Origin of the sequence: Idiomarina solivarensis (genome assembly GCF_033052755.1) — a bacterium.
In the GTDB taxonomy this organism is placed as follows: Bacteria; Pseudomonadota; Gammaproteobacteria; order Enterobacterales; family Alteromonadaceae; genus Idiomarina.
Map to the genome: position 1 here is coordinate 303,100 of NZ_JAVFHZ010000003.1, position 25,971 is coordinate 329,070.

The window sequence follows — 25,971 nt, forward strand, 5'->3', positions numbered from 1 at the left end:
ATGGCGCTATGGGGCGGACGTTTTGCGGCGGAGCCCGATGCCGCATTTCAGAAATTTAATGACTCGCTGCCGTTTGACTACGTGTTAGCTGAGCAGGATATTACCGGTTCGAAAGCCTGGGCGAATGCGCTGCACAAGGTTGGCGTGTTAAACCATGATGAATGTCAGCAATTACAGCAGGCATTGAATGAATTGCTCAGTGAAGTGCGCGAAGACCCTGCGGCAGTTGCTGTTGGCGGCGACGAGGACATTCACTCTTTTGTTGAGGCCGCATTGATAGCTAAGGTGGGTGATTTAGCCAAAAAGCTGCATACCGGGCGCAGCCGGAATGATCAGGTTGCTACCGATTTACGTTTGTGGTGTCGCGAGCAGGCCGCTGTTCTGCAGCAGTCGCTGAAGCAGACTCAGCAGGCATTACTGGATCTTGCTCAGCGTGAAAAAGACACAGTGATTCCCGGTTACACGCACCTGCAGCGGGCACAGCCGGTTTTGTTGGCGCACTGGTGCTTAGCTTATGTAGAAATGCTGCAGCGCGATAGTGAGCGCTTACAAGACGCCACTGATCGGCTCAATAAAAGCCCCTTAGGTTGCGGCGCACTGGCAGGCACCGCCTATGCAGTTGATCGGGAAGCTATCGCCAGCGAGCTGGGCTTTAGTGAAGCAACCCGAAACAGTCTGGATTCAGTATCTGATCGTGACTTTGTGGTGGAGCTGTTAAGTACCGCATCGCTGTCGATGCTGCATTTGTCGCGCCTGGCGGAAGATTTGATTTTCTACAACTCGGGCGAAGCGGGTTTTATTGAACTAAGTGACAACGTAACCTCAGGCTCTTCCTTAATGCCGCAAAAGAAAAACCCGGACGCGCTGGAGTTAGTGCGGGGTAAAAGTGGCCGGGTGGTTGGCTCGCTCACCGGACTCATGATGACGTTAAAGGCATTGCCGCTGGCCTACAACAAAGATATGCAGGAAGACAAAGAAGGCCTGTTTGATGCCTTTTTGACCTGGCAGGCGTCACTGGCAATGGTTACGGCCAGTTTGAATGGCCTGACGGTTAAACATGACGCTTGTCGTAAAGCGGCGCAGGGCGGCTACGCTAACGCGACTGAGCTGGCCGATTATTTGGTGTCGAAAGGCGAGCCTTTCCGCCGGGCCCATCACTATGTTGGTGAATTGGTGCAACGGGCGATACAGGCACAAAAGCCGCTGGAAGAAATGCCAATAGAAGCGCTTCAGGCGGTTGTGCCGGTTATTGATAGCGACGTGTACGGCTGGCTGACACTTGAGGCTTTGCTGGAGAAGCGTTGTGCGCTGGGCGGAACCTCACCGCAACGGGTTGCAGAGGCGCTAAAAAACGCGAAGCAGCAACAGAATATCCATATTCGGGACGCTAATTTAGGCGATATTGGCGCTATTCTGGAACTGGTTCAGCATTGGGCGGGCGCGGGTGAAAACTTGCCCCGGGCTAAGGACGACATTGTGCATTCGATTAACGAGTTTGCGGTGACCGAGGTTAACGGTAAAGTGATGGGGTGCGCGTCGCTTTACATATACACCACCGGTCTGGCAGAAATTCGTTCGCTGGGTGTTCATCCGCAGACGGAAGTTCGGGGACAGGGCCGGATGCTGGTGTCTTATCTATTGAAAAAGGCGCGAGTGCTGCTACTTAACCGGGTCATTGTGCTCACCCGGGTGCCTGACTTTTTTGAACAGCAAGGCTTTAACCATTGTTCAAAAGACAGCTTACCGGAAAAAGTGATGAAAGACTGTGAACTGTGCCCAAGACTGGCCAACTGCGATGAGTTGGCCATGGAGTTTTGCCTTGAGCCGTCGAATGATAAACTCATTATGCGTACCAAGGTGTGAGCGAGGATTAGTACAGGGTTTCTATCCAGCGTTCTTCTGTAATAAATGACCAGCTCCAGTCGTTCCATTGATCACTCAGACCCTTGGTTTTCGCTTCATCAAGGGTCATACCCTGCTGTTTCATGGTGTCGACTTCGGCTTTGGTTTGTTTCAGCATGGTCAGAAAGCTCTGGTACTCGGCTTTATTAGCTAGAGGACCATGACCGGGAATAATGACCGTGTCGTCATTAATACGGCTTATTAACTCTTCAACATTGGCTATGTAGCCGTCAACGTCGCCGCCACTTTTCAGGTCAATAAAGGGGAAGCGTTCGTTAAACAGTAAATCGCCCGGGTGCAGCACGTTAGCGTTTTCAAACCAGACTGCACTGTCGCCGTCGGTATGTCCGGCAGGTAAATGAAACACATGCACGGTGTCATTGTTCAAATGAAAGGTCATACCGGAATTAAAAGTAATAGCAGGTAAACCTGCCGCGGCAAAGCTGTCGTCGTTGCTCAGGCGTTCGCGGACATTATCATGGGCAAAAATGGTGGAGTCATGATGGTTCGCAAACCAGGTATTCGATCCGACATGGTCACCGTGAAAGTGTGTATTCAGAATATACCGAACGTCTTCGCCACTCACTTCCTGAACTTTTTTCGCAATGCGTTTTGCCATTTGCGAGTATTGGTCGTCAACCAAAAACACGCCGTCCTCGCCTGCTGACAGCAGGATATTGCCACCAGCACCGCTCAACATATAGATGTTGTCCGCCACTTCGTTGTGTTCAATAGTGACCTCTTCGAACTTGTCCGCTGCAGCGGGCAGAGCCAGCATGGGCAGCGTCGCCACTAAACTGGTCAGTAAAAATTTACGCATGAATTTTCCTCGTGTGGTTTTTGTTATTACTGATATAGGTTACTTCTTAAACAAGCGCAAAGATCATCAAACAAATGGTTAGGTTACCGTACGGTGAATATTGTGTGACACTTTTGTGTTGTCACAATCTTGTCATGCAAGCGTCTTAGTCTTCTCCCGACTTAAATCATAACTGGACAACATCCAAGTCGGGAGAACCCAATGAAATTTAATACTTTATTCAAAATCTCTGCAGTAACGGCGGCACTTTTTTTAGCAGGCTGTGGCGGTGATATTAATGTGACACCAACCGTGAATAACGGCGGTGGTGCTGATGGCGGTGATACTGGCGGTGGTAACAGTGGTGAAAATCCGTGTGCCAGCCACTCTGGGTTACAAGGGACTTTTGACGGACTGGATTGTTCTTACAATGCTGAATTCGCCGGTAAAAATGTTGAAATTCAAGAAGATTTAACGTTTTCGGACCTGCCGCAAGACGGCATTCATATTTTTGATGGCGCGTTGCAAATTGGTCAGGACTGCGACACGACAACAGATTGCACAATTGAGCAGGATGGGCCGGTAATGACAGTGGAAGCGGGCGCGACTCTGGCGTTCACTTCTGGCGAAGGTATCATTCAGATAGCACGTGGTGCTCAGCTCAATGCCGAGGGCACTTTCGAGAATCCAGTGAAGTTTACCTCAGCGAATGAGTTTACCCGCTATGACGTAGCCGGCAACGGACCTCGCTACGCAGACTGGGGCGGCATTATTATTAATGGTAACGGCATTACCAACCAATGTACCGACGCGCAACGTGATGCCGGTACCTGTAACGTAGCTTCAGAAGGTATCGTGAGCTACTACGGTGGCAATGACAATGCTGATGACAGCGGCTCAATGACTTACGCTCAAATTTGGTACGCTGGCTCAGGTCCCCGCACCGGTGGTGATGGTGATGATCTTAACTCATTAACGCTAAATGGTGTTGGCAGCGGTTCTTCTTATCAATACATTCATATCCACCAGGGATACGATGACGGCGTCGAGCTTTTCGGTGGTGCGGCTAATTTGAAAAATATCGTTTTTACTGACACCCAGGATGACTCAATGGACATTGATGCTGGCTGGCAGGGCAAAGCACAATTTTTGTACATTAAGCACGGCACGGTGGATGTAAATGGCGAAACGGCTTACATGGGTAATGGTGGCTTTGAAGCCGATGGCGAGAAAAACTCAGGCCCTGAATACTCCGGCGCACCGACCTCAGCTCCGGTTATTGCAAACGTGACTATCCGCACGACCGACGGCACCTCGGTTCGCGATGGTGACCCGTCTATTGCGACTAAGTTTGATGATAACTTCCAGGGTAAACTGTATAACTTCCTGAAAGTGAAGAAATTAGCGACTGCGGATGATGGCTGTATTCTTTTCACGTCTGACGGCGAGTTGGGCGTTGAAGCCGGTGAGCTGGAATACTTCAATTCGGCGATGGCTTGTGTGAATGAGTTTGTGAACACGGGTGATAATACCTTTGCCGGCGGCGAAACCTACTCTCAGTGGTACCTTAATGGCGGCGTTAACGCCAGCATCGGCGGCAATGCAACGGTCTTTGCTGATGACGGATTTTCTACTGATATGAGCTCAGCAGACATTACGGTTGCGGCGAATGATTTGACCAGCCTGAATGATGACTTTTTCACCTCGGTTGACTTCATTGGTGCGCTCTCCAGTGAGGATACCAGCTCTGAATGGTACCAATGGGTTCAGACTGCTCTGGACGCAGCTGAACAAGATTAATTTGGTTAAACCCATTCTAACTAGGCGCAACTGAGGTTGCGCCTTTGTGCTGATTCTCTTTCAGGAGTTAACCATGAATTATCAACATAAGATCAAGCCCGTTGCGCTGGCAGTCAGTCTTGGTTTGTTCTGCTCTTCTGCCACTGTCTATGCTCAGCAACAATCGGAACAAGACGCTGCTGACCGTGAATCGCCCATTGAAGAAGTGGTGACAACGGGAACGCGCTTACAGGGAACTGCGGCCGCAGTTGTACAGGAACGCAAGGAACAAGCGTTTGTGGCCGATATTATTGGCGCTGCACAGCTTTCCCGAACGGGTGACAGCGATGCGGCTGCAGCGTTACGCCGGGTGACCGGTCTGACTCTGGTTGATGGCAAGTTTATTTACGTGCGTGGGCTGGGCGAACGGTACTCAAGTGCACGCATTAATGGCGCCAATATTCCCAGCCCCGATTTAACCCGGAATGTGGTGCCGTTAGACATCATTCCTTCGACCATTATTGAAAGCATGGCGGTGCAAAAGGTATTTTCTCCCTCCATGCCGGCGGCGTTTGGTGGCGGCAACATCGACATCAGAACGAAATCAATTCCTAACGAGTTTTTGTTCAGTCTGGAGGCCGGAGTAGGGCTCAACGAAAACGCGCGTGACGGTTATACCTATAACCGCAACGAAGCCGCCGTACCAGCAGATATACAGGCAGCAATTGGTCGTTATAAAGGCGACTTCAGTGTTCGCAATATAGCTAATACCGACGGCATTAGCGGCGAACAGGCTCGGTTGAAAAACCTGGAGCTGGGGAAACAGTTGCCGCGCAATATGTCCTTGCAAGAAGAAAGCCTGAGTCCTAACTTTGACTTTAAAGCCAGTATTGGTAACCGTTTTGACGAAAGTTGGTTAGGCGGATCCTTTGGCTTTTTGGCGGCGGTGTCATATGACAATGAGTGGGATGTGTCGAAACGCCGCTCAGCGGTTTTAAGCGAAAATGCCTCTGAGAACTGCAGCACTGAACTCAAAACGACAGAAGATGTGTCTAACTCCTGCTACAACACGGTATCGGACACCACGCAGACAGTAGAAACTGAGCGAAAGAATGGCTTTTTGACCCTGGGCTACGAGCTGGATACTCATAGCATCAGCTACAACAAAATTTACCTGCAGGATTCAGAAGACGAATCCGAGTTCGGTATTTTGCAAAGCCCCAATGGCAGTAACTTAAAAACCATTGCGGGTACCGGACTGGCTAACCGCGAGCATGAGTTTAAGTACGAAGAGCGAACCCTGGACGTTGATCAGCTGCGTGGTAAGCACACCTTCATGGATTACTGGATGCTGGGTTTTGACTGGCAGTATACGGAATCCAAAGCTGAGACCAACATTCCAACCGAAGTGTCATACCGGTTCGATGATGTGTACGACAATCAGCAAAACTACATAGGGACGAGAGTGACTGGCGATGATAACCGCGCGGTGTTCTCATACGTGGACATGGTGGATCATGTTAAGTCTTATGGTGGTAATTTCTCGTTGCCGTTTAGTCTGGATTCGACGGATATTGAGTTAAAGGCTGGTTATGACTTTACTGATAAAGCGCGTTACTACAGTACGAGCCGCTTTGTATTGAATAATCAGTCCGGCATTACTCAGTTTGTTGAGGACGACTTTGATGAAATATTGGGGGTGACCGACTACATCACTGACAGTTTTATCGATGCGAATAACTTCCAGATTGGCTTTAACGAGCCAACACCTCCGGATGCCGATGACTACATTGCCGCGCAAATAATCGACGCTTACTACGGTGAGTTTGATGTGTTTTTCGACGAGGTTTGGCGCTTTAGTGGTGGCCTGCGTTATGAAGATTTTAAACAAGTATCGTTAGCAACCTCGAGCCTGATTTTTAGCGAAACGGATTTGAATAACTTTTTTAACCCAGAGCGGGTTGCGGAAAGCGCGATTGCCGAAGATGACACCTTTCTGGCGTTATCCATGACCTACCTACCCAGCGACAACTACCAGTTCCGCTTAGGTTATGGCGAAACGGTGGTGCGCCCCGACTTACGTGAAACCGTGCCAGTGGTGTTCTTTGATCCTATTACCGACATTCGTACCATCGGTCGTGCGGGTTTGCAGAGCAGTCCGCTGAAAAACTACGATGCGCGTTTTGAGTACTATGCGGATAACGGTGATAACTACTCTCTAGCTGCCTTTTATAAAGACATTGAGCGTCCGATTGAGTCGGTTCTGAGTGTTGGCGATGAAGAGTACACGCTGAGCTACGTTAACGGTGAGAGTGCTGAAGTTTACGGTGTTGAATTTGAATGGTTACATGACCTTGGTTATGTCTCCAACGGGTTCTTTACCTCAGGAAATTTAACGCTCAGTGATTCGGAAGCGGTGATTGATCCGGCACTGGCGGGTAATCTGACGAACACGACTAAGCGTATGACCGGGCACTCTAAGTATGTGGCAAACGTTCAGCTGAATTACGATTCCAGTAATGGTGAGCATTCAACGTCGTTGGTGTATAACGTGTTTGGCGAACGCATTCTGGCGGCGGGTATCGGCGGGCGAGGCGATGCCTACGAACAGCCTTTCCACTCGTTAGATTTAGTGTACAACTACTACCCCGACTTTAACTCTAAAGTCAGCTTCAAAATCAAAAACATGCTGGATGAAGATCAGGAAGTTTTACAGTCCGATGTGCTAGTGCGAAGCAAAGAAGTGGGCCGTGTTTTCAGTATCAGCTACAAATACGAGTTCTAAAAAGACGTCGGTTGATGTTACTGATGTCAGGTGCAGTGCGGTGCTGAGGGCGCGCCGGACGGTTGCAGGGAGTATTGAGGAGGTGTGCAGCGCCAAGGATGGCGCTGCCCAAGCCCTACAGGGAAGTATTTACGGGCGTCCTCCTCAATACTCCCTGCGGCCTCAGCGCCCGCTACCACCATCGCCCCTGAGGTAAATAACCTCAGGCTATGTCATTTTTATTTCCAATGGTTTTAGCGTATCTAAGTGCACGTCGCGTTGTGGGAAGGCGATAGTAATATCATTTTCGGCAAACAGCCTGTTGATGGTAAAGCGAATGTCTGACTGAACCCGACGAATATCCATGGGGGCTTCCACTTCGGTCCAGAACAGTAGATTGAAGTTAAGACTGTTGTCACCAAAGTCATCAAAGAACACCTCAAAAGGCAACGCCTGAACAATTTTTTCGTGCTTACTGGCGGCTTCCAGCATGAGCTCGCGTACCCGATCAATGGGCGAACCGTAGGCAACGCCAACGGACACTGTACTGCGTATTTCAGTGGACACCAGCGTCCAGTTCACTACCCGCTGCTCCAGGAAGTAACTGTTCGGTACCAACACATGTACGCCGTCAAAGCGTTTGATGCGGACACAGCGGTTACCAATTTCTTCAATGCGACCCCGTTCGTTTTCTAATTCGACAATGTCGCCAATACGAATAGGTCGCTCAGCAATTAAAATCATGCCGGAAATGAGGTTATTCAGCAGATTCTGGGCGCCAAAACCCACACCAATGGCTAATGCACCACCCAGTACTGCAAACATGGTGATAGGAATACCTGCAACCGGTAAGGCGACTAAAACAATCAGTACGTAAGCCAGAAAAGAGAATAACTTTCTAAAGGCATAAATCGTATTCTGAGAGGCATGGCCGGACTTTATCGCACGTTTGACCAGGCTGGAGCCAAGCCAGCGAATTGCAATAACGCCAACGATGATGACCGCGATAGCAATAATGATTTGGCTTAGGTATATCTGAGCATCTCCCGTTTTCCATAATTCGGTATTCCAAATTTTGCTCAAACCAGAAGAAACATCTGTCCACGACATTTGCATAAGTTATTTACCTATTAGTGAATCTTTCTTTGTAATTTACGCGAAAAACACGTACATTGCGCGCTCAATTTTTACCCTATGATCCTGGATGTTGACTACGTGATTTCTGCTGCAAATATCACCATGCAATTTGGTGCGAAGCCTCTTTTCGAAAATATCTCCGTTAAATTCGGCAACGGTAACCGGTATGGCCTGATAGGTGCCAACGGTTGCGGTAAGTCCACCTTTATGCGCATTTTAAGTGGTGAGCAGGAGCCGTCTGCCGGCAATGTGTCGCTGGAGCCTAACATTCGCATTGGTAAACTGCGACAGGATCAGTTTGCTTACGAAGATTACAGCGTGGTTGATGCGGTGATTATGGGCCATGAAGAGCTGTGGGCGGTTAAAGAAGAGCGTGACCGTATCTACAGCAGTGGCGAAATGAGCGAAGAAGACGGCATGCGTGTGGCTGATTTAGAAACCGAATTTGCGGAAATGGATGGCTACACTGCAGAGTCGCGCGCCGGCGAATTGTTGCTGGGGCTGGGTATACCAGTAGAGCAGCACTTTGGCCTGATGTCTGCGCTGGCGCCGGGTGTGAAAATTCGCGTGTTATTGGCACAAGTGTTGTTTTCAGAGCCGGATATTATGCTGCTGGACGAACCGACCAACAACCTGGACATTAACACCATTCGCTGGTTGGAAGACGTGCTGGCCGAAAAGCAAAGCACTATGATCATTATTTCGCACGATCGTCACTTTTTGAATACCGTTTGTACGCATATGGCGGATATTGATTACGGCGAATTGCGTGTGTATCCGGGTAACTATGACGAATACATGTTTGCCGCCACTCAGGCGCGTGAACAGTTGATGAGCGATAACGCTAAGAAGAAAGAGAAGATTGCTGAGCTGCAGAGCTTTGTGAGTCGTTTCTCCGCGAATGCATCTAAAGCTAAGCAGGCAACGTCGCGTCAACGGCAAATGGAAAAAATTCAGCTGGACGAAGTGAAAGCGTCCAGCCGGGTGAACCCTTACATCCGTTTTACCCAAGAGAAGAAGCTGTACCGGCTGGCGCTTGAAACGGAGAATGTACGTAAGAGCTTTGAAGATGAAGCGGTCTTGAAAGGCTTAAGCACGTCAATTGAAGTGGGTGAAAAGGTCGCGATTATTGGCGCGAACGGTATTGGTAAAACCACCTTATTGAAATGCCTGATGGGCGAGTACACGCCGGATTCAGGCAGTATCAAGTGGTCTGAAAATTCGGCTATCGGTTATTACGCACAGGACCACGCTCACTGGTTTAAACAGGACATGACGGTTTACGAGTGGATGTATCAGTGGAAAAAGCCGGGTGACGACGAACAGGCTATTCGCGGCGTGCTTGGCCGTATGCTGTTCTCTTCAGACGACATTCAAAAGCCCGTATCAATTTTGTCCGGTGGTGAAAAAGGGCGGATGATTTTCGGTAAGCTGATTTTACAACGGCCAAACATTCTGGTGATGGACGAACCGACTAACCACCTGGATATGGAGTCGATAGAATCGTTGAACCTGGCGCTGGAGCAGTTTGAAGGCACTTTGCTGTTTGTTAGCCACGACCGTGAGTTTGTGTCGTCATTGGCTACCCGTATTATCGAAATAACCGACAAAGGCTTACGCGACTTTGCCGGCAGTTATGATGAGTATCTGGCACAGCTGACCGCTGCTTAACGCTGCACCATTTTTTGGGCGCTCTTGACCAGTTCTTCAGGGTCGCCCATACGTTCCGGTTTGGTGACACCACGTTGACAGGCCGGGCGCTCATCAATGGTGTTCATCCAGCGTTTTAAGTTCTCCAGACCATCTAACCCAACACCTGACCAGTCATGGGTGCGTACCCAGCACCAGTTAGCAATGTCCGCTAGTGAGAAATTATCACCTGCTAAGTATTGAGATTCGCCCAGACGTTTGTCCAGCACTTCAAATAACCGGCGCGTTTCATTCTGATAGCGTTCAATGGCAGAAGGCAGTTTCTCCGGAAAGTACCGGTAGAAAACGTTAGCCTGTCCCATCATTGGTCCAATACCGCCCATCTGAAACATCAGCCACTGGATCATACGTGAGCGTTCTTTCGGGTCTTTAGGGTTCAGTTTATCGTAGGTTTCCGCCAGGTAGAGCATAATAGCGCCCGACTCAAACACCACGAAGTCGTCGTTGTCTTTATCGACAATAACCGGGATGCGGCCATTGGGGTTCATTTTCAGAAAGTCCGGACGTTTTTGTTCGTTGTCCTGTAGCTGAACGTGGTGCAGTTTATAGTCCAGCCCCATTTCTTCCAGTGTGACGGTTGCTTTGTACCCGTTGGGGGTTGCTGCTGTGTAGAGTTCAATCATACTTTACCTCAAACCTTTGATGAATCGCGCTCTTTCATACGGTCGTACCAGGCTTTTAGATTAGGCCAGCGGTCGTCGACACGAAGTTGAATCACCTTGGCAAAATCGACGGTGCAGAAGGCGTTAACGTCGGCAATGGTAAAACGTTCCAGCGCAATAAACTGATGATTTGCTAAGTGCTTATCGAGAAAATCGAAGAACGTCAGAGTGGCGGCATGATTTGCCTCGCCCCATTCTTTAATTGGAGTCATTCGATGCTTGAAATAATCGGTTGTGTGCTGAAAGCAGTTGCCAATAGGAAGGAACAGTTGGAAGTCTATCCAGCGAGTCCATTGCTCAATAATGGCCTGTTCTTCAGGCGTATTGCCTAATAGCGCTTCAGAATCGGGGAATTCGGCTTCGAAATACCGGCAGATAGCCATGGTCTCGCCAATGCAGGTGCCGTTGTCCAGTTCCAGCACAGGCACCTTTTTCATCGGGTTTTTGCGTTCGAATTCAGGAGTGAGGTTCTCGCCTTTGGACAAGTCGAGTTCAATGCACTCGACCTTATCGAGTAACCCTTTTTCTGCAAGAAACATCCGAACCCGGCGTGGATTCGGTGCTTTAGCCATTTCATAAAGTTTCATGGAGCTAACTCTCTGTTAAATTGAGTGTTAGCTCCAATTTACTCCGACTTTATCGAGATTGAAAGGTGCCTTTCAAGCTATTTGCAAAGGCGACAAACTTCTCTTTAATGGTGCGTTTTACTTTCACTTCAACCGAACCAAGTACCTGAAAGCCTTCAATTCGTATATGAGGCGCTTGCTTCAGATGGCCCATAGACGGGGCTTTATTCTCTGTGGAGCCGAGAATACTAAAAACGTTGGTACTAATAGTGACTTCTTCAGGCACAAAAATTTCAAGGCTTGAGAGCCCTCCGACAACTTTAATGGTGACGTCGGGGTGTTGAAATACGGCATCGGTAAAGTCCAGTTCGGCAGAGCCCAGCAGGGAGTATATGGTGATTTCGCGTGGTACCGTCCATACACCACTGCGCTCGTTGGAGGATAAAATGGATATGACGTTTTCCGTTGCTTGAATGCGCCCCTCGCCATAATGTGGCGAAAATTGTTGTTCTTTCATGGTGTCGTAAGAAGTGTCCGGCTTTAGCTCAAGGTCCTCTACCAGCTCCGCAAGCTGGTCATGAGCAGTGGCATCCATTGCTTGATCAAGTCGGCGTTCAAAGGCTTCGGCAGACAGCTCGCCGTGGCCGTAATTCATGACCAGCTGGTCGATGGTTTCTTCACGCACTTTTTCTAGTGGGCGATCTTCAAATTTTACAGTCATGAGGGTTCCTTGTTGTTCTTATCTTCTTATTATGTACAACAAAGCAATTGTTAGGCCAGAAATAAAATCACTTTAAATCAATAACTTAAAATAATACCGTTCGACTGTGCTGTTTTAATCGGCCAAATTTTAGCAAAATCGACCATTCAACAGAGTTTATTGCTCAACCGGCGGTTTGGAAATAGGAGTTTTATATGACGCATGGTGTAGGAATTGCGCGGGCAGAAGAGGCGCTCAATACTTTGGAAAATATGGCTCAGGACGCTCAGCCGATAACACTGGAAGAGTACCGGGAGAGGGTCAGTCAGGCGCAGAAACTGATGCAAGCGCAGGGCATTAGTGCCATGTATTTGAATGCCGGCACCAATCTGGAATATTTTACCGGATTAAAGTGGTACCCGAGCGAGCGGTTGGTTGGTGCAATACTTCCTGCTGAGGGCAGCGTCACTATGATAGCGCCGGCGTTTGAAGTCGGCTCTTTAACGCAGGCTATGATACTGCCAATGGAGAGCCTGCTGTGGGACGAGCACGAGTCGCCTTACAAAAAGCTGCTGGATTTTCTGACCGAACGTTTTGCCGACAACTTCAAACTCGCTTTGGATGAATCGACGCCCTATAGCGTGGTGGCGAAGCTGGAAGAGGGTAAGTCTGCTGAAACCCTGTGTGACGCTAAAGTCATTACCGCTGCCTGTCGGATGCATAAGTCGCCGAAAGAACTGGGGCTTATTCAAACCGCAATGGACATGACAATGGCCGTACACAGAGCCACTGGCGCAATGCTCCATGAAGGAGTGACGGCATCGGAAGTCAGAGCCTTTATTGATGAGGCTCATCGCAGGGTGGGTGCCTCGGGTTCTTTTTTCTGTATTGTTCTGTTCGGCAAAGCCACCAGTTACCCGCATGGCGTGAACTATGAGCAAAAATTGGAAAAAGACGACTGGGTATTGATTGATACCGGCTGTAAGTTACATGGGTATCACTCGGATATTACCCGCACCTACGCGTTTGGCAGTGCCACTGAAGAACAACAAAAATTCTGGCAGTACGAACGTGACTTACAACAAGCCGCCTTTGATGCCGCTGCGTTAGGTAAAACCTGTGAGTCCGTTGATGACGCCGTTCGCGTAAAATTAAAAGAGCAGGGTTTGAAAGCCGACTATCAATTGCCTGGCGTGCCGCACAGAACCGGGCATGGTATTGGTATGGATTTGCACGAATGGCCGTACTTAGTGGGTGGCGATAAAACCGAGTTAGCGCCCGGTATGTGCTTTAGCAATGAGCCTATGGTGATTAACCCTGAACAGTTTGGCGTACGCCTGGAAGACCACTTCTATATGACAACAGCCGGCCCTGCGTGGTTTACCGAGCCATCTCGTTCAGTGGATGACCCGTTTAACCTGTTGTAGCCGAGCGTGGGTGCCGGTAGGCCCATACTTATCTTGAACACGAATAACGGCGGTAACAGAGACGCTACGAGCTCATCCATGAGCGCTTGACGAAGGCCATCCCAGGCCTTCGACACTCTGTTACCGCCGTTATTCATGTTCTTTACGATTGTATGGGTCAACCGGCACCCGTGTTCTGATTCACCGGCGTTGATTTTTTTCACGTTATTAACTTAACTGAAGTTTACAAAAAACCAGGTTTTTCAGACGGAAACCATCATGAATAAACTCCCGTTAGTTGTTGATGCTCACACTCACCTTTTTAACGCTCGCTATGTGCCCTTGCAGGGGATTCTTGAAAGTTGGGGTATTTGGAAAATACCGGCAAAGCTAATCAGTAAACTGGTGTATTCGTTAACCGCAAGCTCTACTTTAACCCAGCGACTGGAGTCCTTTTCTGTTACCTCCAGGGAAAAAGCTGAAGAGAAACTCTGTAACGAGTTTGCTCACTTGGTTTGTGTTGAAATTGAGCATGGTTTACTAGAGGTGGGTGACAGCAAGCCTGAGTTGGTTGAAGCCTACCAGGAGAAATTCGTTAACAGTGAGTTGTACTCGGTGCTGAGAGAAATACACCAGTACTACGGTGACAGTGAATCGGAGCGTGAACTTGAATTAGATTACATTAAAACAAAGCTAACGTTTAAATCAGAAGCTCAGGTGCAGGATACAATACTTGGCTGGTTTTCGGGCATTCACAAAATGGTTGAGCGAATGCTGAGGAAGTCGCTCGAATTTATAGAAAACGCGGCTGATAGAATTGATTTTGTGTTTACTATGCTGCGTAGTGAAGTCGGGCTCCTTAAGCGCTTAAAAAACTATTACGCAGACCTCTCTGAACGCTCCGTATTCTTCCATTACATGATGGATATGGCTCATGCTTTTGATGATAACCCCAAATACGACTATTACGACCAGCAGCTAGAGCGTATGACGGCGCTGGAGAACTATTCCGATGGCGTTGTTTTGGGCTTTTCTGCTTTTGATCCTCTGCGCTTTGTTGCCCGGTCTGCGTCGGAGCGGGTGATTCGCGATGCCGTTGAAACCTCGCTGGAGCATGGTAAAGCTGGATTTAAATTTTATCCTCCCATGGGTTATAAACCGGCCGGCAATGAACCTCAGGTTGAACGAGTGGTGGATTACTTCATGGATTTTTGCGTGGAGTATTCTATTCCTGTTTTTACCCACTGCACACCCGAAGGTTTTCAGGCTTACCCGGGCTCTGGTTTAAACTCGGATCCCGATTTCTGGGAGCTGGCACTGACAAAAACTGAGCATAGGCGGGCAATGCGGCTATGCTTCGGCCATGCCGGAGGCGGCCAGCGAAAAGTGACAGGTCGCGAGGTTAAAGGCTGGTTGTCAGCAACCGAAAAAGAATGGAATGACCCGGACAACTACGCCCGTAAGGTGGTTGAGCTATGTCGGCGTTACGAGCATGTTTATTGCGATTTGTCTTATTTACACGAAGTAGTCGACAACAAAAAGGCTCGATTGAACTTAGCTAAGCGCCTTGAAATTGAACTGACGCGTGAAGTGACAGCCGATAAGCCTTACCGACTTGCTGACAAGATGATGTACGGCAGCGACTGGCATATGGTGTCTATGGTGAATGACATTGAAGAATATTTCGGGCAGATAAAAGCTATTTTTGAAACGCAGAAAATGCAGCCCTTCGCTGATCGATTTTACTTTAAAAACGCGCTGAAGTACGTTGATTTAGAGGCTTATATTGAACGGGCGCGAAATGTATTTAGTCAGGATTACGTTGCGCGGCTGGAAGCGGTAAGAGACTATGTAGCCTGACATTTATGTCAGGCTACTGGTACAAAATTGGCACAATGGCTAAAATGCAAAAAGCCCCGCACAAAGTGCAGGGCTTTCGGAATGATGGTGCCGGAGGCGGAATCGATAAGATCTAATAACTTATTGTTTTATAGTGGATAAAAAATATTAAGATTCAAGCGTGTTACTTACCTTGTTACTAAAACTTCAGCTTTAGTTTTTTGATTGAAAGCTTTTTCACAAATGAATCTTTTAACTTTTTGGCTATGCCCAATACTCGCTTAACACGTTGAACATAGCTATAGTGGTCTGCAACTTGTGAACGTGTAGTGGCAAATAAATTCGGGTAAGCGGATTAAATGGTTGATCTTACCTTTGCATGAGAGTGAGACAGACCGGCATCTCATCGGATTATCTGGTTGATGCTTCACCTACTGCTGGTGCATGTTTCCTTCGCTAATTCCAGCAAGAACCCCACACGCCTCAACTTCCCGGTCATCGTTGCAACTCGCTCTCAGTGAAACGAGTTGTTTCTCAAGCGCTTGCAGAGCGGTTATCTGCGACCGCACATGAGAGATGTGATCATCGAGCAAGGCGTTGACGGCGGTACAAGGCTGATGAGGGTCGTCCTGATAGCTCTGTAGTTCGTGAATCTCAGCCAGTGACAGGCCCAGGATTCTGCAGCGACGGATGAAGGCCAGCCCCTCGCCATGCTTCTCGGTATAGACACGGTAACCGTTGTCCTGCCGATCAGGCGGCGGCAACAAGCCCTGCTGTTCATAGAAGCGGATCGTCTGTGTTTCGACCCCTACCAACTGCGCCAACTGACCAATGCGCATCAGCCTCCTCCCCAACGGATTCTTTACTCTATTGACCTTATAGTAGCTTTATAGTTTAAAATGGTACCACAACATTGTTCAAGTGGAGTCGTATCATGAGCAAATCCTGTGGTGGCGCCTGTGGCGGTGATGCAACGTCCGCAGCGGATACCGATATACAGGCCTCCTCCGAGGCGCCAGGGAGATGGGTCAGTGTTTATGCCGTGCCGAAGATGGACTGTCCATCAGAAGAACGAATGATTCGCCTAGCCCTGAACGGCTTTGAGGAGATTCGGGCGCTGTCCTTCGACTTGTCGAACCGCCGGCTGAAGGTCGTGCATGACGGCGAGGTCGAGCCCGTCACCTCGAAACTGAAGACCTTGGGGCTAGGCGCCTCGCTTCAGGAAACCGTCGCTGCAAATCCGGAGACCATCAAGGCCGCCGAGTTTTCGGCAGCTTCTGCTAAGCAAGAATCCGGGACCCTGCGCTGGTTGCTCGGCATCAATGCACTTCTGTTCGTGGTGGAAATGACTGCCGGTCTGATCGCCCGGTCCACCGGCCTGATTGGAGAATCCCTGGACAATTTTGCCGATGCGGCGGTGTACGGGCTTGCCCTTTATGCGGTTGGACATAGCGTGAAAATGCAGGTACGTGCCGCGCATCTTGCTGGTGTACTGCAACTGATCTTGGCTGTGGGCGTGCTCGTAGAGGTGGTGAGACGCTTTGTATTCGGTAGTGAGCCTGAATCGCTGGTGATGATGGCTATCGCATTCGTCGCATTGATTGCCAATACCAGTTGTCTGCTGCTCATATCCAAACATCGGGAAGGCGGGGCGCACATGAAGGCAAGCTGGATATTCTCGGCCAACGACGTGGTGATCAACCTGGGGGTCATCACCGCCGGCGCCCTGGTCGCGTGGACCGGTTCCAATTATCCGGATCTGATTATCGGCACCATCGCGGGGGGCATTGTACTTAACGGTGCCAGACGCATTTTGGCGTTGAAGGGTTAAATAATGCTCATTATTGGCAAAAAGCTCTCGCCGTATGCCCTATTGTCCATATCGGGCCTGCTGGCAGCGTCTGATCAGGCTGTAAAGTGGCTGGTGCAGCAATCAATGGCCTATGGCGAGTATGTTTCGGTGACCCCGTTCTTTAACTGGGTGCACCTATGGAACACCGGTGCCGCATTCAGTCTTTTTGCGAATGGTGGAGGCTGGCAGCGCTACTTTTTTATCGGAATCGCGGTAGTGGTCTCGATTTTTTTGATCAAGCTGATCCTTGAAAATCGTCATAAAGGAGAAGCCATCGCTTACAGTCTTATCCTCGGTGGCGCCATGGGCAACCTGATTGACCGGGTCTTTCGCGGCTATGTTGTGGATTCCTTTGATTTCTATTGGCGAGACTGGCATTGGCCGGCCTTCAACCTGGCTGATATTGCAATTGTCCTCGGTGCCTTACTTTTCGTTTCCAGCAGCTTGTTGGGTAAAAAAGCAAACACCAATGCCGAGCCGGATGGATCTGACTGACACCTACGCCTATACAACACCATGACCGAACTTCCCGACAACATCCTTCACCTGCCGCAATACCAAGTACTGGGCTGCAAATCAACCGACGACGAAATGCACTTCCAGGTGGACGTGCCCGATCCCATCGCCTGCGAGGAATGCGGCGTGCAGGGTGAGTTCGTACGGTTCGGCAAGCGTGACGTTCCCTATCGTGATCTGCCCATCCACGGCAAGCGGGTCACTCTCTGGGTGGTCCGCCGCCGATACACCTGCCGGGCCTGCAAGACAACATTCAGGCCCCAGCTACCGGAGATGGTGGACGGATTCCGTATGACACTGCGGCTGCATGAGTACGTGGAGAAGGAATCCTTCAACCACCCCTACACCTTTGTGGCGGCACAGACCGGCCTGGACGAGAAGACGGTGCGCGACATCTTCAACGCCCGCGCCGAGTTCCTGGGGCGCTGGCACCGCTTCGAGACGCCCCGCATCCTGGGCATTGACGAGCTATACCTGAACAAGCGCTACCGCTGCATTCTGACCAACATTGAGGAGCGAACCCTGCTCGACCTGCTGGCCACCCGCCGCCAGGACGTGGTGACCAACTACCTGATGAAGCTGAAAGACCGGCAGAAGGTCGAGATCGTCAGCATGGACATGTGGAACCCCTACCGGGCAGCGGTCAAGGCTGTGCTGCCCCAGGCCCGTATCGTGGTCGATAAGTTCCATGTGGTGCGCATGGCCAACGATGCCCTAGAGAGAGTGCGCAAGGGCCTCAGAAAGGAGCTGAAACCGTCCCAGAGCCGGACTCTCAAGGGAGACCGGAAAATCCTGCTGAAACGCGCTCACGAAGTCTCAGACCGGGAGCGCCTCATCATGGAGACCTGGACAGGCGCGTTCCCGCAACTGCTGGCCGCCTACGAGCACAAGGAGCGCTTCTACGGCATCTGGGACGCCACCACACGGCTCCAGGCAGAAGCCGCCCTGGACGAGTGGATAGCCACCATCCCGAAGGGCCAAAAGGAAGTCTGGAGCGATCTGGTCAGGGCAGTGGGAAACTGGCGCGAAGAGACCATGACCTACTTCGAGACGGACATGCCCGTCACCAACGCTTACACGGAGTCCATCAACCGACTGGCCAAGGACAAGAACCGTGAAGGGCGCGGTTACTCCTTCGAGGTGATGCGGGCACGAATGCTCTACACCACGAAGCACAAGAAGAAGGCACCGACTGCGAAGGTCTCTCCTTTCTACAAGAAAACCATCGGTTACGGACTGCCGGACTTCGCAGAGGAACTCAACTACGGAGTCGATCTATCAACCATCTGAGGGTGGTATCAGATTGATGGGGTGAAGGTGCCCCATCAACCATTAAATCCGTATACCCATAAATTCGTGCTTCTGATCAGAGATGAAAAGCTATACTTGTTGCTTTGGTTAAAGTGAATTAGCTATTTATCAACATTTTTCCATGGGCCGAACGCTATAAAGTAAAGAAGAATGATATTTGCGATAGGGATAACAATCAGAAGACCCAATGGACCAGGGTAGCCAACTCGTTGGCAGATACGCCATGCGGGAACAATAAAAATAGCTCCCACAATCAGCATCCATAGAAAGCCCATACCTGCGAACATTTCGTGATTCATCATTATCTGCTCCTTATTTGACATGCGTTAAAATGACGTTAGACTGAAGTTTATTAAATTGCAAAAAGCAGGGTGCTCGTGCTAATTCGAATTCTGTTATTAATGACAGTGCTATTGGTGTCGATGTCGTTTTCGCAAACGGCAGAAGCTCACGCATGTCATGATAACAGCCAAATGCAGCACAGCACGATGTACGAAGCCGACACAAACGATTGCGAGCATGAGACGCAAAAGCACAACTCGTGCTGTGCTGACATGACCATTCGGCATTGCTCCGGCGGCTCGGTTTTATTTGTCGGACAGTCTTCTTCGGTTAATGCCGCTGCAGTTAACCTCTCTGCCAAAGTCGATGCGCCCATCGACACCTCAATTCGTGCTAAACACGCGTCTAATTTATTCCGTCCCCCAATAATTACCGCTTAATAAGTTACTAGAAATTTAACACACGCTCGGCGTGTTTCCTTAAAACTTATTAATCGGTGAATAATTATGTCTATCAAACGCAATATCGCTGTTTTGGCGATGCTGTTTTCCGTGTCTGTATCTGCAACCGATGTAGAAGAGCAGCAACTAACCGTTCTAAAAGATCCCAACTGCGGTTGCTGTGAAAAGTGGTTACAAGCTTTACCCGATAGCTTTAGTGTGTCCGTACAACATCCGAACAACCTGACCCAACGAAAACGTGACTCCGGTATTAGTGCCGAGGTCCAATCCTGTCATACCGCTATTTCTAGTAATGGCTATGTCTTTGAGGGGCACGTTCCTCCTACATTGGTTTCTCATTATTTAGCTGGGAAAAAGTCAGCCAATGGCATTGGATTAACTGTTCCTGGCATGCCGGTAGGGTCTGTTGGTATGGAAATGGGTACTCGGTTTCAACCGTATACGGTCTATGAAATCAAAGAGGACGGTTCAATTACACCTTATAAGCAGATAGCAAGTTTAGAGCAGCAGCAAGCACTCTCAAATGGAGGGCTTTAGCTATGGGATTTGGCGGCATGAGTATGGTTCAGTTAGGAGTTTTACTGGTTATTGTCATTCTTCTTTTTGGTAGTAAAAAGCTACGAACCCTGGGCTCCGATCTTGGTAGTGCGATTAAAGGGTTTAAATCATCGGTTTCTGATGAGCCGTCTGATAAGGAACAGGACGTTCAACGTTATCAAAATTTAACCTCAAAAGAGGAGCGTCATAATGAGCAATGAGTTTAACAAAGGGCGTCGAAAGTTTATTAAATCTGCATTCACTGTGGCGTCTGCTTTAGCAATCGCCAAAGTAGCCCCAACTTGGGCTGCTCCTCAGGGACGCAGTTTTAAAGATCAGATCCTGACAAACGATGAGATTGATCTGACCATTGCAAAGTCCCCACTGCTCGTGGGAAATAAAGTAGGAGCACCAATAACCATCAATGGCCAAATGCCGGGCCCTTTGATTCGTTTAAAAGAAGGGCAGCGAGCAAAGCTAAATGTGACTAACCGGTTGTCGGAAGACACGTCAATTCACTGGCACGGAATTATATTGCCGGAGAATATGGATGGCGTGCCTGGCGTATCTTTCGAAGGGATAAAGCCAGGACGAACGTTCAAATACCGCTACGATGTCGATCAAAACGGAACTTATTGGTATCACAGCCATTCCGGTTTGCAGGAGCAATTGGGACACCTGGGGCCGTTAGTGATTGAACCGAAAGACGGAGACATTGGTGCTGATCGAGAACATACCATTATTCTCAGCGACTGGACATTCGAAGATCCGGATACCGTGTTTCGTAACTTGAAAGTTGCGGAGGGGTACTATAACTATCAAAAACGTACGATATTTGAGACCTTCGAGGACGTGCGACAGCAAGGGTTAGAGAAAACCTGGAAGCAACGAGAAATGTGGGGGCAAATGCGAATGAGCCCCCGTGATATTGCGGATGTGACGGGCAGTACTTATACCTACCTGATGAATGGCCGCGATTCACAGATGAACTGGTCAGCATTGTTTAAGCCTGGTGAAAAAGTACGCCTGCGTATCATTAATGGTTCGGCAATGAGTTTCTTCGACGTAAGAATCCCTGGATTGGAGATGACGGTAGTGGCCGCTGACGGGCAGCCTGTGAAGCCAGTGCCAGTTGACGAGTTCCGCATTGGTGTGGCGGAAACCTACGATGTAATTGTCCAGCCTAAGCAAAACAAGCCTTACACTATTTATGCTGAGAGCTTTGATCGAAGTGGTTATGTCAGAGGTACATTAACGCCGGAACTTGGTCTTGAGGCTGAAGTGCCTGAACTACGGCAAGTTCCTGAGCGAGGCATGGCCGCTATGGGCATGGGAGCGATGGCGATGTCCGGTGATATGAAAGGCAATAGCATGAATATGAAGCATATGGGCGGCAATAACAGCCATATGACGCATAAAATGACACACAAAAAAGAGCTCCCGGTCGAAAACATTAAAATCAAACACCGTGAGTCCGGACATGGCGCCGGGGCGGCTATGATTGCTACAAACCCGGTAAGCCGTTTGCATGAACCCGGGATTGGATTGGAAGACGTTGATCATAAAGTCTTAGTGTATACCGACTTGGTCGGCGCGCATGAATGGCCGGATACGCGGGAGCCCGAACGACAGATAGAGCTGCACTTAACGGGTAATATGGAGCGTTACATGTGGTCTTTCGACGGGAAGAAGTTTACCGAAGTGGATGGCCCGGTTCAGTTTCATCATGGAGAACGACTGAGGTTGGTGATGGTAAACGATACGATGATGGACCACCCCATACACCTACACGGTATGTGGATGGAACTTGAAAACGGACAGTATCCACGCCCACGCAAACATACGATTAGCCTGAAGCCGAGCGAAAAAGTGTCGTTATTGATAACGGCAGACGCGCCGGGTAGTTGGGCGTTCCACTGTCACCTGTTGTATCACATGAAAGCGGGTATGTTCCGTGTGGTCAATGTCGCATAAGGAGGACAATTATGTACGGTAAATCATTATTAGTGGGTGCGGCGTTGTTGCCAGGTTTAGCAGTCGCCGGACATGCGAAAGAGGACTGGCCTGAACCCGTCAAAGAATATTACACCGGGCAAGTACTGTTCGATCGGTTGGAGTTAACGCGAACCAACGAGGAAGAGAACCTAGCCGTCTGGGACATGATGGCTTGGTATGGCGGTGACTATCACCGAGCTGTTTTCAAGAGTGAAGGGGAGAATGTTCAAGACGACGGTGAGCCCACTGACTTGGAAAGTGCCGAACTGCTGTATGGATACTTGGTGTCTCCGTTTTGGTCGTTTCAGGCCGGTATTGGTACGCGAGGTACCTTATCGTCGGACGCGTCTATGGAAAATTATGCTGTCGTGAGTTTTATGGGGTTGGCGCCCTATTGGTTCGAAATGGATAACTCGCTGATGGTGAATGAAGAAGGCGACGTCCAATTTGTTAGCGAAACTGAGTACGAGTGGCAGCTCACACAAACATCGTACTTACAGCCTCGCATTGAGTTTACAGCCAACCTGACAGATTCAGACAAATATGAACGGCAAAGTGGCTTGAGCAACTTGCGTGTGGGGTTGCGTTATCGTCACGAAATCAGTCGTGAGTTTGCACCCTACATTGGTGTTTATTGGAACGGCGCGTTAGGCAACACGGCAGATGAAATGAAACGAATGGGTGAGGACACCACAGAAACAGGCGTGGTCCTTGGGGCCAGAGTTTGGTTTTAATTGATAATAAACAAAGAGGAAACAACATGAAAAACATACTTAAGTTAGCCTTCGGTACCACGTTATTTTTTAGTGCATGGGCCAGCGCTCACGTCGGCCTAACATCCAGTAGCCCGGAGGACGGTGCGACTTTGTCCGAGTCACCAACGGAAATTACGATGAATTTTTCCGGTGATGTTCGTCTGGCTAAAATTATGCTGCACTCAGATGACGGTAAAATGCATCCGCTGGACTTTTCGATGAGCATGACTCCCAAAGCAGCGTACGAAATTGCTGTTAAAAACAATTTGGCGTCAGGTGGTTATACGGTTTATTGGACGGCAATGGGTGGGGACAGTCATAAAATATCGGGTGATTTTAGCTTTGAGGTGAAATGATGACCCTTTGGAGTGTGGCCAGCGTTTTAACGTTGGCCTTTATATTCTGGCTTAACGCGGTGATGACCGCCTCGCCTTATATCGTTTATTTGTCCGGTTTAAAAAAGCAGTCTGAACGAAAGAATAGCCTTGTTGCGTTGCTTCTATTACTGGCAAGCCTTCTGTATTTTTTTCTGAAAGTCGGTAGTTTTGCTGCTGAAGGCTTTGCCGGCATGATTGACACGACCTACATGCAGTTTATATGGACCGGCCCTGTTGGGTTGTTCATCCAACTTCAGATAGCGGTTGCTATTGCTTGGATTGTTTACTCCGTTGTTAAGCTAAAACGTATAAAGTGGGTGCTATATGTTGTCGCCATTGGACTCATGGGATGGAGCTTTTTAAGTATTGGTCACGGCAGTGACGCCGTCTGGTGGGGAAAGCTAGCGCTTTTAACACACTTGTTAGTCGCTTGGGTTTGGTTCGGCAGTCTTAACTCATTGCGAAAGCTGGCAACGTCGGTACCGCTTGCTAAAGCGAAAGCCATTATGGAGCGTTTTGGTGTGCATATGTCTGCAGCGGTTCCAATACTCCTTATTGCGGGCTTGGTTATGTATCGTAGTGCAACAGGGCGATGGATGCCAGAGCTGCCGCTTACGTCGTATGACACGGTACTACTAGCGAAACTTGTGTTTGTGGCGCTGATTCTCCTTGTTGCCGCATTGCATAAATTAAAGTTCGTACCGCAATTAAATGATAACGCGGCCGCCAAGCGACTCAAAAACTCCATAACGGCGGAAATGGTATTGGCTGTCACTATTTTTACCCTGGCCTCTGCGCTAAGCAGCGCGTTTTCCCCTAGTTAATGTAAGGAATAATAAGAATGAAATTATTCATGAGTGTTTTTATGGTTTCGGTGCTGTTTATTTCAGCGCCTAGTAGTGCCGAGGAAGTATCTGAACCGACAGTTGTGCTTGATAGGTTTCGAACGGCTTTGACTGAAGGTGACACGGAAGTCGTTAAAGATGTGCTTTCCAATGATGTGTTTATCTTTGAAGGTGGTGGTGTTGAACGATCCTTGGCCGAGTACAGTGCTCATCACCTTAAGTCAGATATTAAGTTTAGCCAGGCGGTTCCTTCACAGTTGCTTGAAAGGACAGTACAAGAAGCCGATGGCCTTGCTGTGATCACTTCTCGGTATAGCGTTTCCGGGGAGTATAACGGGCGTGAGGTTGATTTAACGATGAATGAAACCGTAACCGTATCAAATACGACTGAGTCTGGCTGGAAAATTATCCGGATCCATTGGTCCAACTGAGTTCAATCACAGGAGCTGATTATGGCAGAACACGATCATGAACACGGACATCAGGATTATCAGAAAAGCAGCCTGAGTCTTTGGGGGGCGGTGTCGCTGGGGACTGGTGTGATGATTGGCGCTGGTATTTTTGCACTGACCGGACAAGTTGCTCAGCTGGCAAGAGAGTGGTTTGTCCTGGCGTTTGTGTGCGGCGGTATCATTGCCGGCTTTAGCGCTTACTCTTACGTTAAGTTGGCGAAAGCCTATCCGTCAGCGGGCGGTATTGCGATGTTCCTCAGTAAAGCTTATGGAAAAGGAAGTGTGACGGCGATATTCGCACTCTTGATGTACTTTTCTATGGTGATTAATGAAAGTTTAGTCGCTCGGACATTTGCGTCTTATACCAGCCAGTTAATTTCTTTTGAAGCGCAGTGGCTTATCCCTTTGTTGGCGGTGGGTTTGCTGGTCTTTGCGTTTTTTATCAATATTTTGAGTAATCAGTTTATTCAAACGTTCTCGTTTTTTATGGCCTTTGTTAAGACTTTAGGGTTGGTCATTTTAGCGGCTGGTGGTTTGTGGGCCTCAGGCATTCAGTTTGAATCGATATCGGCTATTCCAGAAGAAGCTACGGGTGGCGGTATTTTAGCGGGGATTGCTTTAAGCATACTTGCGTACAAAGGGTTTACAACAATAACCAATAGTGGCGGTGAAATTGTTGAGCCTAAGAGAAATGTCGGGCGTGCCATTATTATTTCGCTGATTATCTGCGCGTTAATATACGTTCTGGTCACTCTGGCGGTTGGCTCGAGCCTGTCCATAGATGAGATTGTGAAAGCGAAAGACTACGCGCTTTCTGAAGCAGCCAGACCCGTCTATGGCGAGACCGGACTATGGGTGACGGTCGCTTTTGCAATTGTAGCAACGGTATCAGGAGTGATTGCCAGCGCGTTTGCCGTTTCAAGAATGTTAGCCATGTTGACCAATATGAAGCTTGTTCCACACAGTCATTTTGGCATGCCAGGTTCCATTCAGAAGCATACGCTGGTTTACACCATTGTTATGGCTATGATCTTAGCGGCATTCTTCGATTTGAGTCGAATTGCGTCACTGGGCGCTATTTTTTATATCGTGATGGACATTGCGATCCACTGGGGCGTATTACGGCATCTAAGGCAAAAGGTGAATGCCAATATTTACATACTTGTCAGCGCAATCACGCTAGACGTCATCGTTTTAGTCGCTTTTATATGGGTGAAATGGACGAGCGATCCGCTGGTGATTTGGGCGTCTCTTATCGGTATGGCATTGATTGCCGCTGGTGAGATTTTGTTTTTACGTAAAAAGCGTTAAGAAAAAGAGCGCA

General features: G+C 49.0%; 25 protein-coding genes. 18 read left to right on the forward strand and 7 right to left on the reverse strand.

Going from position 1 to position 25,971, the window contains the following annotated elements:
• Window positions 1-1,863, forward strand: a complete 1,863-nt coding sequence (argH, locus tag RBK99_RS07230; RefSeq protein WP_317503961.1) for an argininosuccinate lyase — start codon at window positions 1-3, stop codon at window positions 1,861-1,863.
• Window positions 1,864-1,870: 7 nt separating this feature from the next.
• On the opposite strand, the gene RBK99_RS07235 is transcribed toward argH, so the two are convergent.
• Complete coding sequence (locus RBK99_RS07235) at window positions 1,871-2,722, reverse strand: MBL fold metallo-hydrolase (RefSeq protein ID WP_317503962.1); 852 nt, start codon at window positions 2,720-2,722, stop codon at window positions 1,871-1,873.
• 201 nt (window positions 2,723-2,923) lie between these two features.
• Between RBK99_RS07235 and RBK99_RS07240 the strand changes: the two genes are divergently transcribed.
• Both RBK99_RS07240 and RBK99_RS07245 read left to right on the forward strand, forming a co-directional pair.
• Window positions 2,924-4,501, forward strand: a complete 1,578-nt coding sequence (locus tag RBK99_RS07240; protein WP_317503963.1) for a beta-helix domain-containing protein — start codon at window positions 2,924-2,926, stop codon at window positions 4,499-4,501.
• A 73-nt stretch (window positions 4,502-4,574) separates the two neighbouring features.
• Window positions 4,575-7,265, forward strand: a complete 2,691-nt coding sequence (locus RBK99_RS07245) for a TonB-dependent receptor plug domain-containing protein (RefSeq protein ID WP_317503964.1) — start codon at window positions 4,575-4,577, stop codon at window positions 7,263-7,265.
• Window positions 7,266-7,472: 207 nt separating this feature from the next.
• Here RBK99_RS07245 and RBK99_RS07250 read toward each other — a convergent pair whose 3' ends face one another.
• Complete coding sequence (locus RBK99_RS07250; RefSeq protein WP_317503965.1) at window positions 7,473-8,360, reverse strand: mechanosensitive ion channel family protein; 888 nt, start codon at window positions 8,358-8,360, stop codon at window positions 7,473-7,475.
• 99 nt (window positions 8,361-8,459) lie between these two features.
• Here RBK99_RS07250 and RBK99_RS07255 point away from each other — a divergent pair, with 99 nt between their 5' ends.
• The gene (locus tag RBK99_RS07255) at window positions 8,460-10,052 is read left to right on the forward strand and encodes an ABC-F family ATPase (protein ID WP_317503995.1); all 1,593 of its coding nucleotides are present in this window, start codon (window positions 8,460-8,462) and stop codon (window positions 10,050-10,052) included.
• On the opposite strand, the gene RBK99_RS07260 is transcribed toward RBK99_RS07255, so the two are convergent.
• Genes RBK99_RS07260 through RBK99_RS07270 form a run of 3 tightly spaced genes read right to left on the reverse strand, consistent with a single transcriptional unit; the run spans window position 10,049 to window position 12,040 of the window.
• Complete coding sequence (locus RBK99_RS07260; protein ID WP_317503966.1) at window positions 10,049-10,714, reverse strand: glutathione S-transferase family protein; 666 nt, start codon at window positions 10,712-10,714, stop codon at window positions 10,049-10,051. The genes RBK99_RS07255 and RBK99_RS07260 overlap by 4 nt on opposite strands.
• A gap of 8 nt (window positions 10,715-10,722) precedes the next feature.
• Window positions 10,723-11,340 carry a glutathione S-transferase family protein gene (locus tag RBK99_RS07265; protein ID WP_317503967.1) on the reverse strand — a complete coding sequence of 206 codons (618 nt, stop codon included), beginning with the start codon at window positions 11,338-11,340 and terminating at the stop codon, window positions 10,723-10,725.
• Between the two features lie 49 nt (window positions 11,341-11,389).
• Entirely contained in the window at window positions 11,390-12,040 is a 651-nt protein-coding gene (locus RBK99_RS07270) for a DUF1707 SHOCT-like domain-containing protein (protein ID WP_317503968.1), read from the reverse strand.
• 194 nt (window positions 12,041-12,234) lie between these two features.
• On the opposite strand from RBK99_RS07270, the gene RBK99_RS07275 reads away from it, so the two are divergent.
• Window positions 12,235-13,446, forward strand: coding sequence for a M24 family metallopeptidase (locus RBK99_RS07275; RefSeq protein WP_317503969.1), 1,212 nt, complete (start codon window positions 12,235-12,237; stop codon window positions 13,444-13,446).
• Between the two features lie 258 nt (window positions 13,447-13,704).
• On the forward strand, window positions 13,705-15,285 hold the full coding sequence (locus RBK99_RS07280; RefSeq protein ID WP_317503970.1) for an amidohydrolase family protein: 1,581 nt from the start codon (window positions 13,705-13,707) through the stop codon (window positions 15,283-15,285).
• Window positions 15,286-15,695: 410 nt separating this feature from the next.
• Here RBK99_RS07280 and cadR read toward each other — a convergent pair whose 3' ends face one another.
• Window positions 15,696-16,118: a Cd(II)/Pb(II)-responsive transcriptional regulator gene (gene cadR, locus RBK99_RS07285; protein WP_011588648.1), complete on the reverse strand. Its 423-nt coding sequence runs from the start codon at window positions 16,116-16,118 to the stop codon at window positions 15,696-15,698.
• Window positions 16,119-16,198: 80 nt separating this feature from the next.
• Between cadR and RBK99_RS07290 the strand changes: the two genes are divergently transcribed.
• Genes RBK99_RS07290 through RBK99_RS07300 form a run of 3 tightly spaced genes read left to right on the forward strand, consistent with a single transcriptional unit; the run spans window position 16,199 to window position 18,922 of the window.
• Window positions 16,199-17,095: a cation efflux transmembrane domain-containing protein gene (locus tag RBK99_RS07290; protein WP_004364974.1), complete on the forward strand. Its 897-nt coding sequence runs from the start codon at window positions 16,199-16,201 to the stop codon at window positions 17,093-17,095.
• A gap of 3 nt (window positions 17,096-17,098) precedes the next feature.
• Window positions 17,099-17,611 carry a signal peptidase II gene (lspA, locus tag RBK99_RS07295; protein ID WP_004863699.1) on the forward strand — a complete coding sequence of 171 codons (513 nt, stop codon included), beginning with the start codon at window positions 17,099-17,101 and terminating at the stop codon, window positions 17,609-17,611.
• A 21-nt stretch (window positions 17,612-17,632) separates the two neighbouring features.
• The gene (locus RBK99_RS07300) at window positions 17,633-18,922 is read left to right on the forward strand and encodes an ISL3-like element ISPpu12 family transposase (RefSeq protein WP_004574636.1); all 1,290 of its coding nucleotides are present in this window, start codon (window positions 17,633-17,635) and stop codon (window positions 18,920-18,922) included.
• A 122-nt stretch (window positions 18,923-19,044) separates the two neighbouring features.
• Here RBK99_RS07300 and RBK99_RS07305 read toward each other — a convergent pair whose 3' ends face one another.
• Window positions 19,045-19,245 carry a hypothetical protein gene (locus RBK99_RS07305; RefSeq protein ID WP_006956255.1) on the reverse strand — a complete coding sequence of 67 codons (201 nt, stop codon included), beginning with the start codon at window positions 19,243-19,245 and terminating at the stop codon, window positions 19,045-19,047.
• Between the two features lie 75 nt (window positions 19,246-19,320).
• Here RBK99_RS07305 and RBK99_RS07310 point away from each other — a divergent pair, with 75 nt between their 5' ends.
• From RBK99_RS07310 to RBK99_RS07350, 9 genes are all read left to right on the forward strand, one after another.
• Window positions 19,321-19,665, forward strand: coding sequence for a hypothetical protein (locus RBK99_RS07310; RefSeq protein WP_317503971.1), 345 nt, complete (start codon window positions 19,321-19,323; stop codon window positions 19,663-19,665).
• 66 nt (window positions 19,666-19,731) lie between these two features.
• Window positions 19,732-20,223, forward strand: a complete 492-nt coding sequence (locus tag RBK99_RS07315) for a DUF411 domain-containing protein (protein ID WP_100690648.1) — start codon at window positions 19,732-19,734, stop codon at window positions 20,221-20,223.
• A gap of 2 nt (window positions 20,224-20,225) precedes the next feature.
• Window positions 20,226-20,444 (forward strand): twin-arginine translocase TatA/TatE family subunit, encoded by a 219-nt coding sequence (gene tatA / locus RBK99_RS07320; protein WP_053954069.1) that lies wholly within the window; start codon window positions 20,226-20,228, stop codon window positions 20,442-20,444.
• The gene (locus tag RBK99_RS07325) at window positions 20,434-22,197 is read left to right on the forward strand and encodes a copper resistance system multicopper oxidase (protein WP_317503972.1); all 1,764 of its coding nucleotides are present in this window, start codon (window positions 20,434-20,436) and stop codon (window positions 22,195-22,197) included. The genes tatA and RBK99_RS07325 overlap by 11 nt, the downstream gene beginning before the upstream one ends.
• 11 nt (window positions 22,198-22,208) lie before the next feature.
• Window positions 22,209-22,952, forward strand: a complete 744-nt coding sequence (locus RBK99_RS07330) for a copper resistance protein B (RefSeq protein WP_053954067.1) — start codon at window positions 22,209-22,211, stop codon at window positions 22,950-22,952.
• Window positions 22,953-22,978: 26 nt separating this feature from the next.
• Window positions 22,979-23,329, forward strand: a complete 351-nt coding sequence (locus RBK99_RS07335; RefSeq protein ID WP_011234483.1) for a copper resistance CopC family protein — start codon at window positions 22,979-22,981, stop codon at window positions 23,327-23,329.
• Complete coding sequence (locus RBK99_RS07340; protein ID WP_227016391.1) at window positions 23,326-24,174, forward strand: copper resistance D family protein; 849 nt, start codon at window positions 23,326-23,328, stop codon at window positions 24,172-24,174. The genes RBK99_RS07335 and RBK99_RS07340 overlap by 4 nt, the downstream gene beginning before the upstream one ends.
• A gap of 17 nt (window positions 24,175-24,191) precedes the next feature.
• Complete coding sequence (locus tag RBK99_RS07345) at window positions 24,192-24,626, forward strand: YybH family protein (protein ID WP_006956244.1); 435 nt, start codon at window positions 24,192-24,194, stop codon at window positions 24,624-24,626.
• 21 nt (window positions 24,627-24,647) lie between these two features.
• A complete protein-coding gene (locus tag RBK99_RS07350; RefSeq protein ID WP_290654279.1) occupies window positions 24,648-25,958 on the forward strand; it encodes an APC family permease in 1,311 nt (436 codons plus the stop codon).
• Window positions 25,959-25,971: the final 13 nt, after the last annotated feature.

Excerpts from the sequence above, each read along its gene's own strand:
- argH (WP_317503961.1), top strand. The coding sequence starts at position 1 with ATGGCGCTATGGGGCGGACGTTTTGCGGCGGAGCCCGATGCCGCATTT.
- RBK99_RS07235 (WP_317503962.1), bottom strand. The coding sequence starts at position 2,722 with ATGCGTAAATTTTTACTGACCAGTTTAGTGGCGACGCTGCCCATGCTG.
- RBK99_RS07240 (WP_317503963.1), top strand. The coding sequence starts at position 2,924 with ATGAAATTTAATACTTTATTCAAAATCTCTGCAGTAACGGCGGCACTT.
- RBK99_RS07245 (WP_317503964.1), top strand. The coding sequence starts at position 4,575 with ATGAATTATCAACATAAGATCAAGCCCGTTGCGCTGGCAGTCAGTCTT.
- RBK99_RS07250 (WP_317503965.1), bottom strand. The coding sequence starts at position 8,360 with ATGCAAATGTCGTGGACAGATGTTTCTTCTGGTTTGAGCAAAATTTGG.
- RBK99_RS07260 (WP_317503966.1), bottom strand. The coding sequence starts at position 10,714 with ATGATTGAACTCTACACAGCAGCAACCCCCAACGGGTACAAAGCAACC.
- RBK99_RS07265 (WP_317503967.1), bottom strand. The coding sequence starts at position 11,340 with ATGAAACTTTATGAAATGGCTAAAGCACCGAATCCACGCCGGGTTCGG.
- RBK99_RS07270 (WP_317503968.1), bottom strand. The coding sequence starts at position 12,040 with ATGACTGTAAAATTTGAAGATCGCCCACTAGAAAAAGTGCGTGAAGAA.
- RBK99_RS07275 (WP_317503969.1), top strand. The coding sequence starts at position 12,235 with ATGACGCATGGTGTAGGAATTGCGCGGGCAGAAGAGGCGCTCAATACT.
- RBK99_RS07280 (WP_317503970.1), top strand. The coding sequence starts at position 13,705 with ATGAATAAACTCCCGTTAGTTGTTGATGCTCACACTCACCTTTTTAAC.
- RBK99_RS07290 (WP_004364974.1), top strand. The coding sequence starts at position 16,199 with ATGAGCAAATCCTGTGGTGGCGCCTGTGGCGGTGATGCAACGTCCGCA.
- lspA (WP_004863699.1), top strand. The coding sequence starts at position 17,099 with ATGCTCATTATTGGCAAAAAGCTCTCGCCGTATGCCCTATTGTCCATA.
- RBK99_RS07300 (WP_004574636.1), top strand. The coding sequence starts at position 17,633 with ATGACCGAACTTCCCGACAACATCCTTCACCTGCCGCAATACCAAGTA.
- RBK99_RS07305 (WP_006956255.1), bottom strand. The coding sequence starts at position 19,245 with ATGATGAATCACGAAATGTTCGCAGGTATGGGCTTTCTATGGATGCTG.
- RBK99_RS07315 (WP_100690648.1), top strand. The coding sequence starts at position 19,732 with ATGTCTATCAAACGCAATATCGCTGTTTTGGCGATGCTGTTTTCCGTG.
- tatA (WP_053954069.1), top strand. The coding sequence starts at position 20,226 with ATGGGATTTGGCGGCATGAGTATGGTTCAGTTAGGAGTTTTACTGGTT.
- RBK99_RS07325 (WP_317503972.1), top strand. The coding sequence starts at position 20,434 with ATGAGCAATGAGTTTAACAAAGGGCGTCGAAAGTTTATTAAATCTGCA.
- RBK99_RS07330 (WP_053954067.1), top strand. The coding sequence starts at position 22,209 with ATGTACGGTAAATCATTATTAGTGGGTGCGGCGTTGTTGCCAGGTTTA.
- RBK99_RS07335 (WP_011234483.1), top strand. The coding sequence starts at position 22,979 with ATGAAAAACATACTTAAGTTAGCCTTCGGTACCACGTTATTTTTTAGT.
- RBK99_RS07340 (WP_227016391.1), top strand. The coding sequence starts at position 23,326 with ATGATGACCCTTTGGAGTGTGGCCAGCGTTTTAACGTTGGCCTTTATA.
- RBK99_RS07345 (WP_006956244.1), top strand. The coding sequence starts at position 24,192 with ATGAAATTATTCATGAGTGTTTTTATGGTTTCGGTGCTGTTTATTTCA.
- RBK99_RS07350 (WP_290654279.1), top strand. The coding sequence starts at position 24,648 with ATGGCAGAACACGATCATGAACACGGACATCAGGATTATCAGAAAAGC.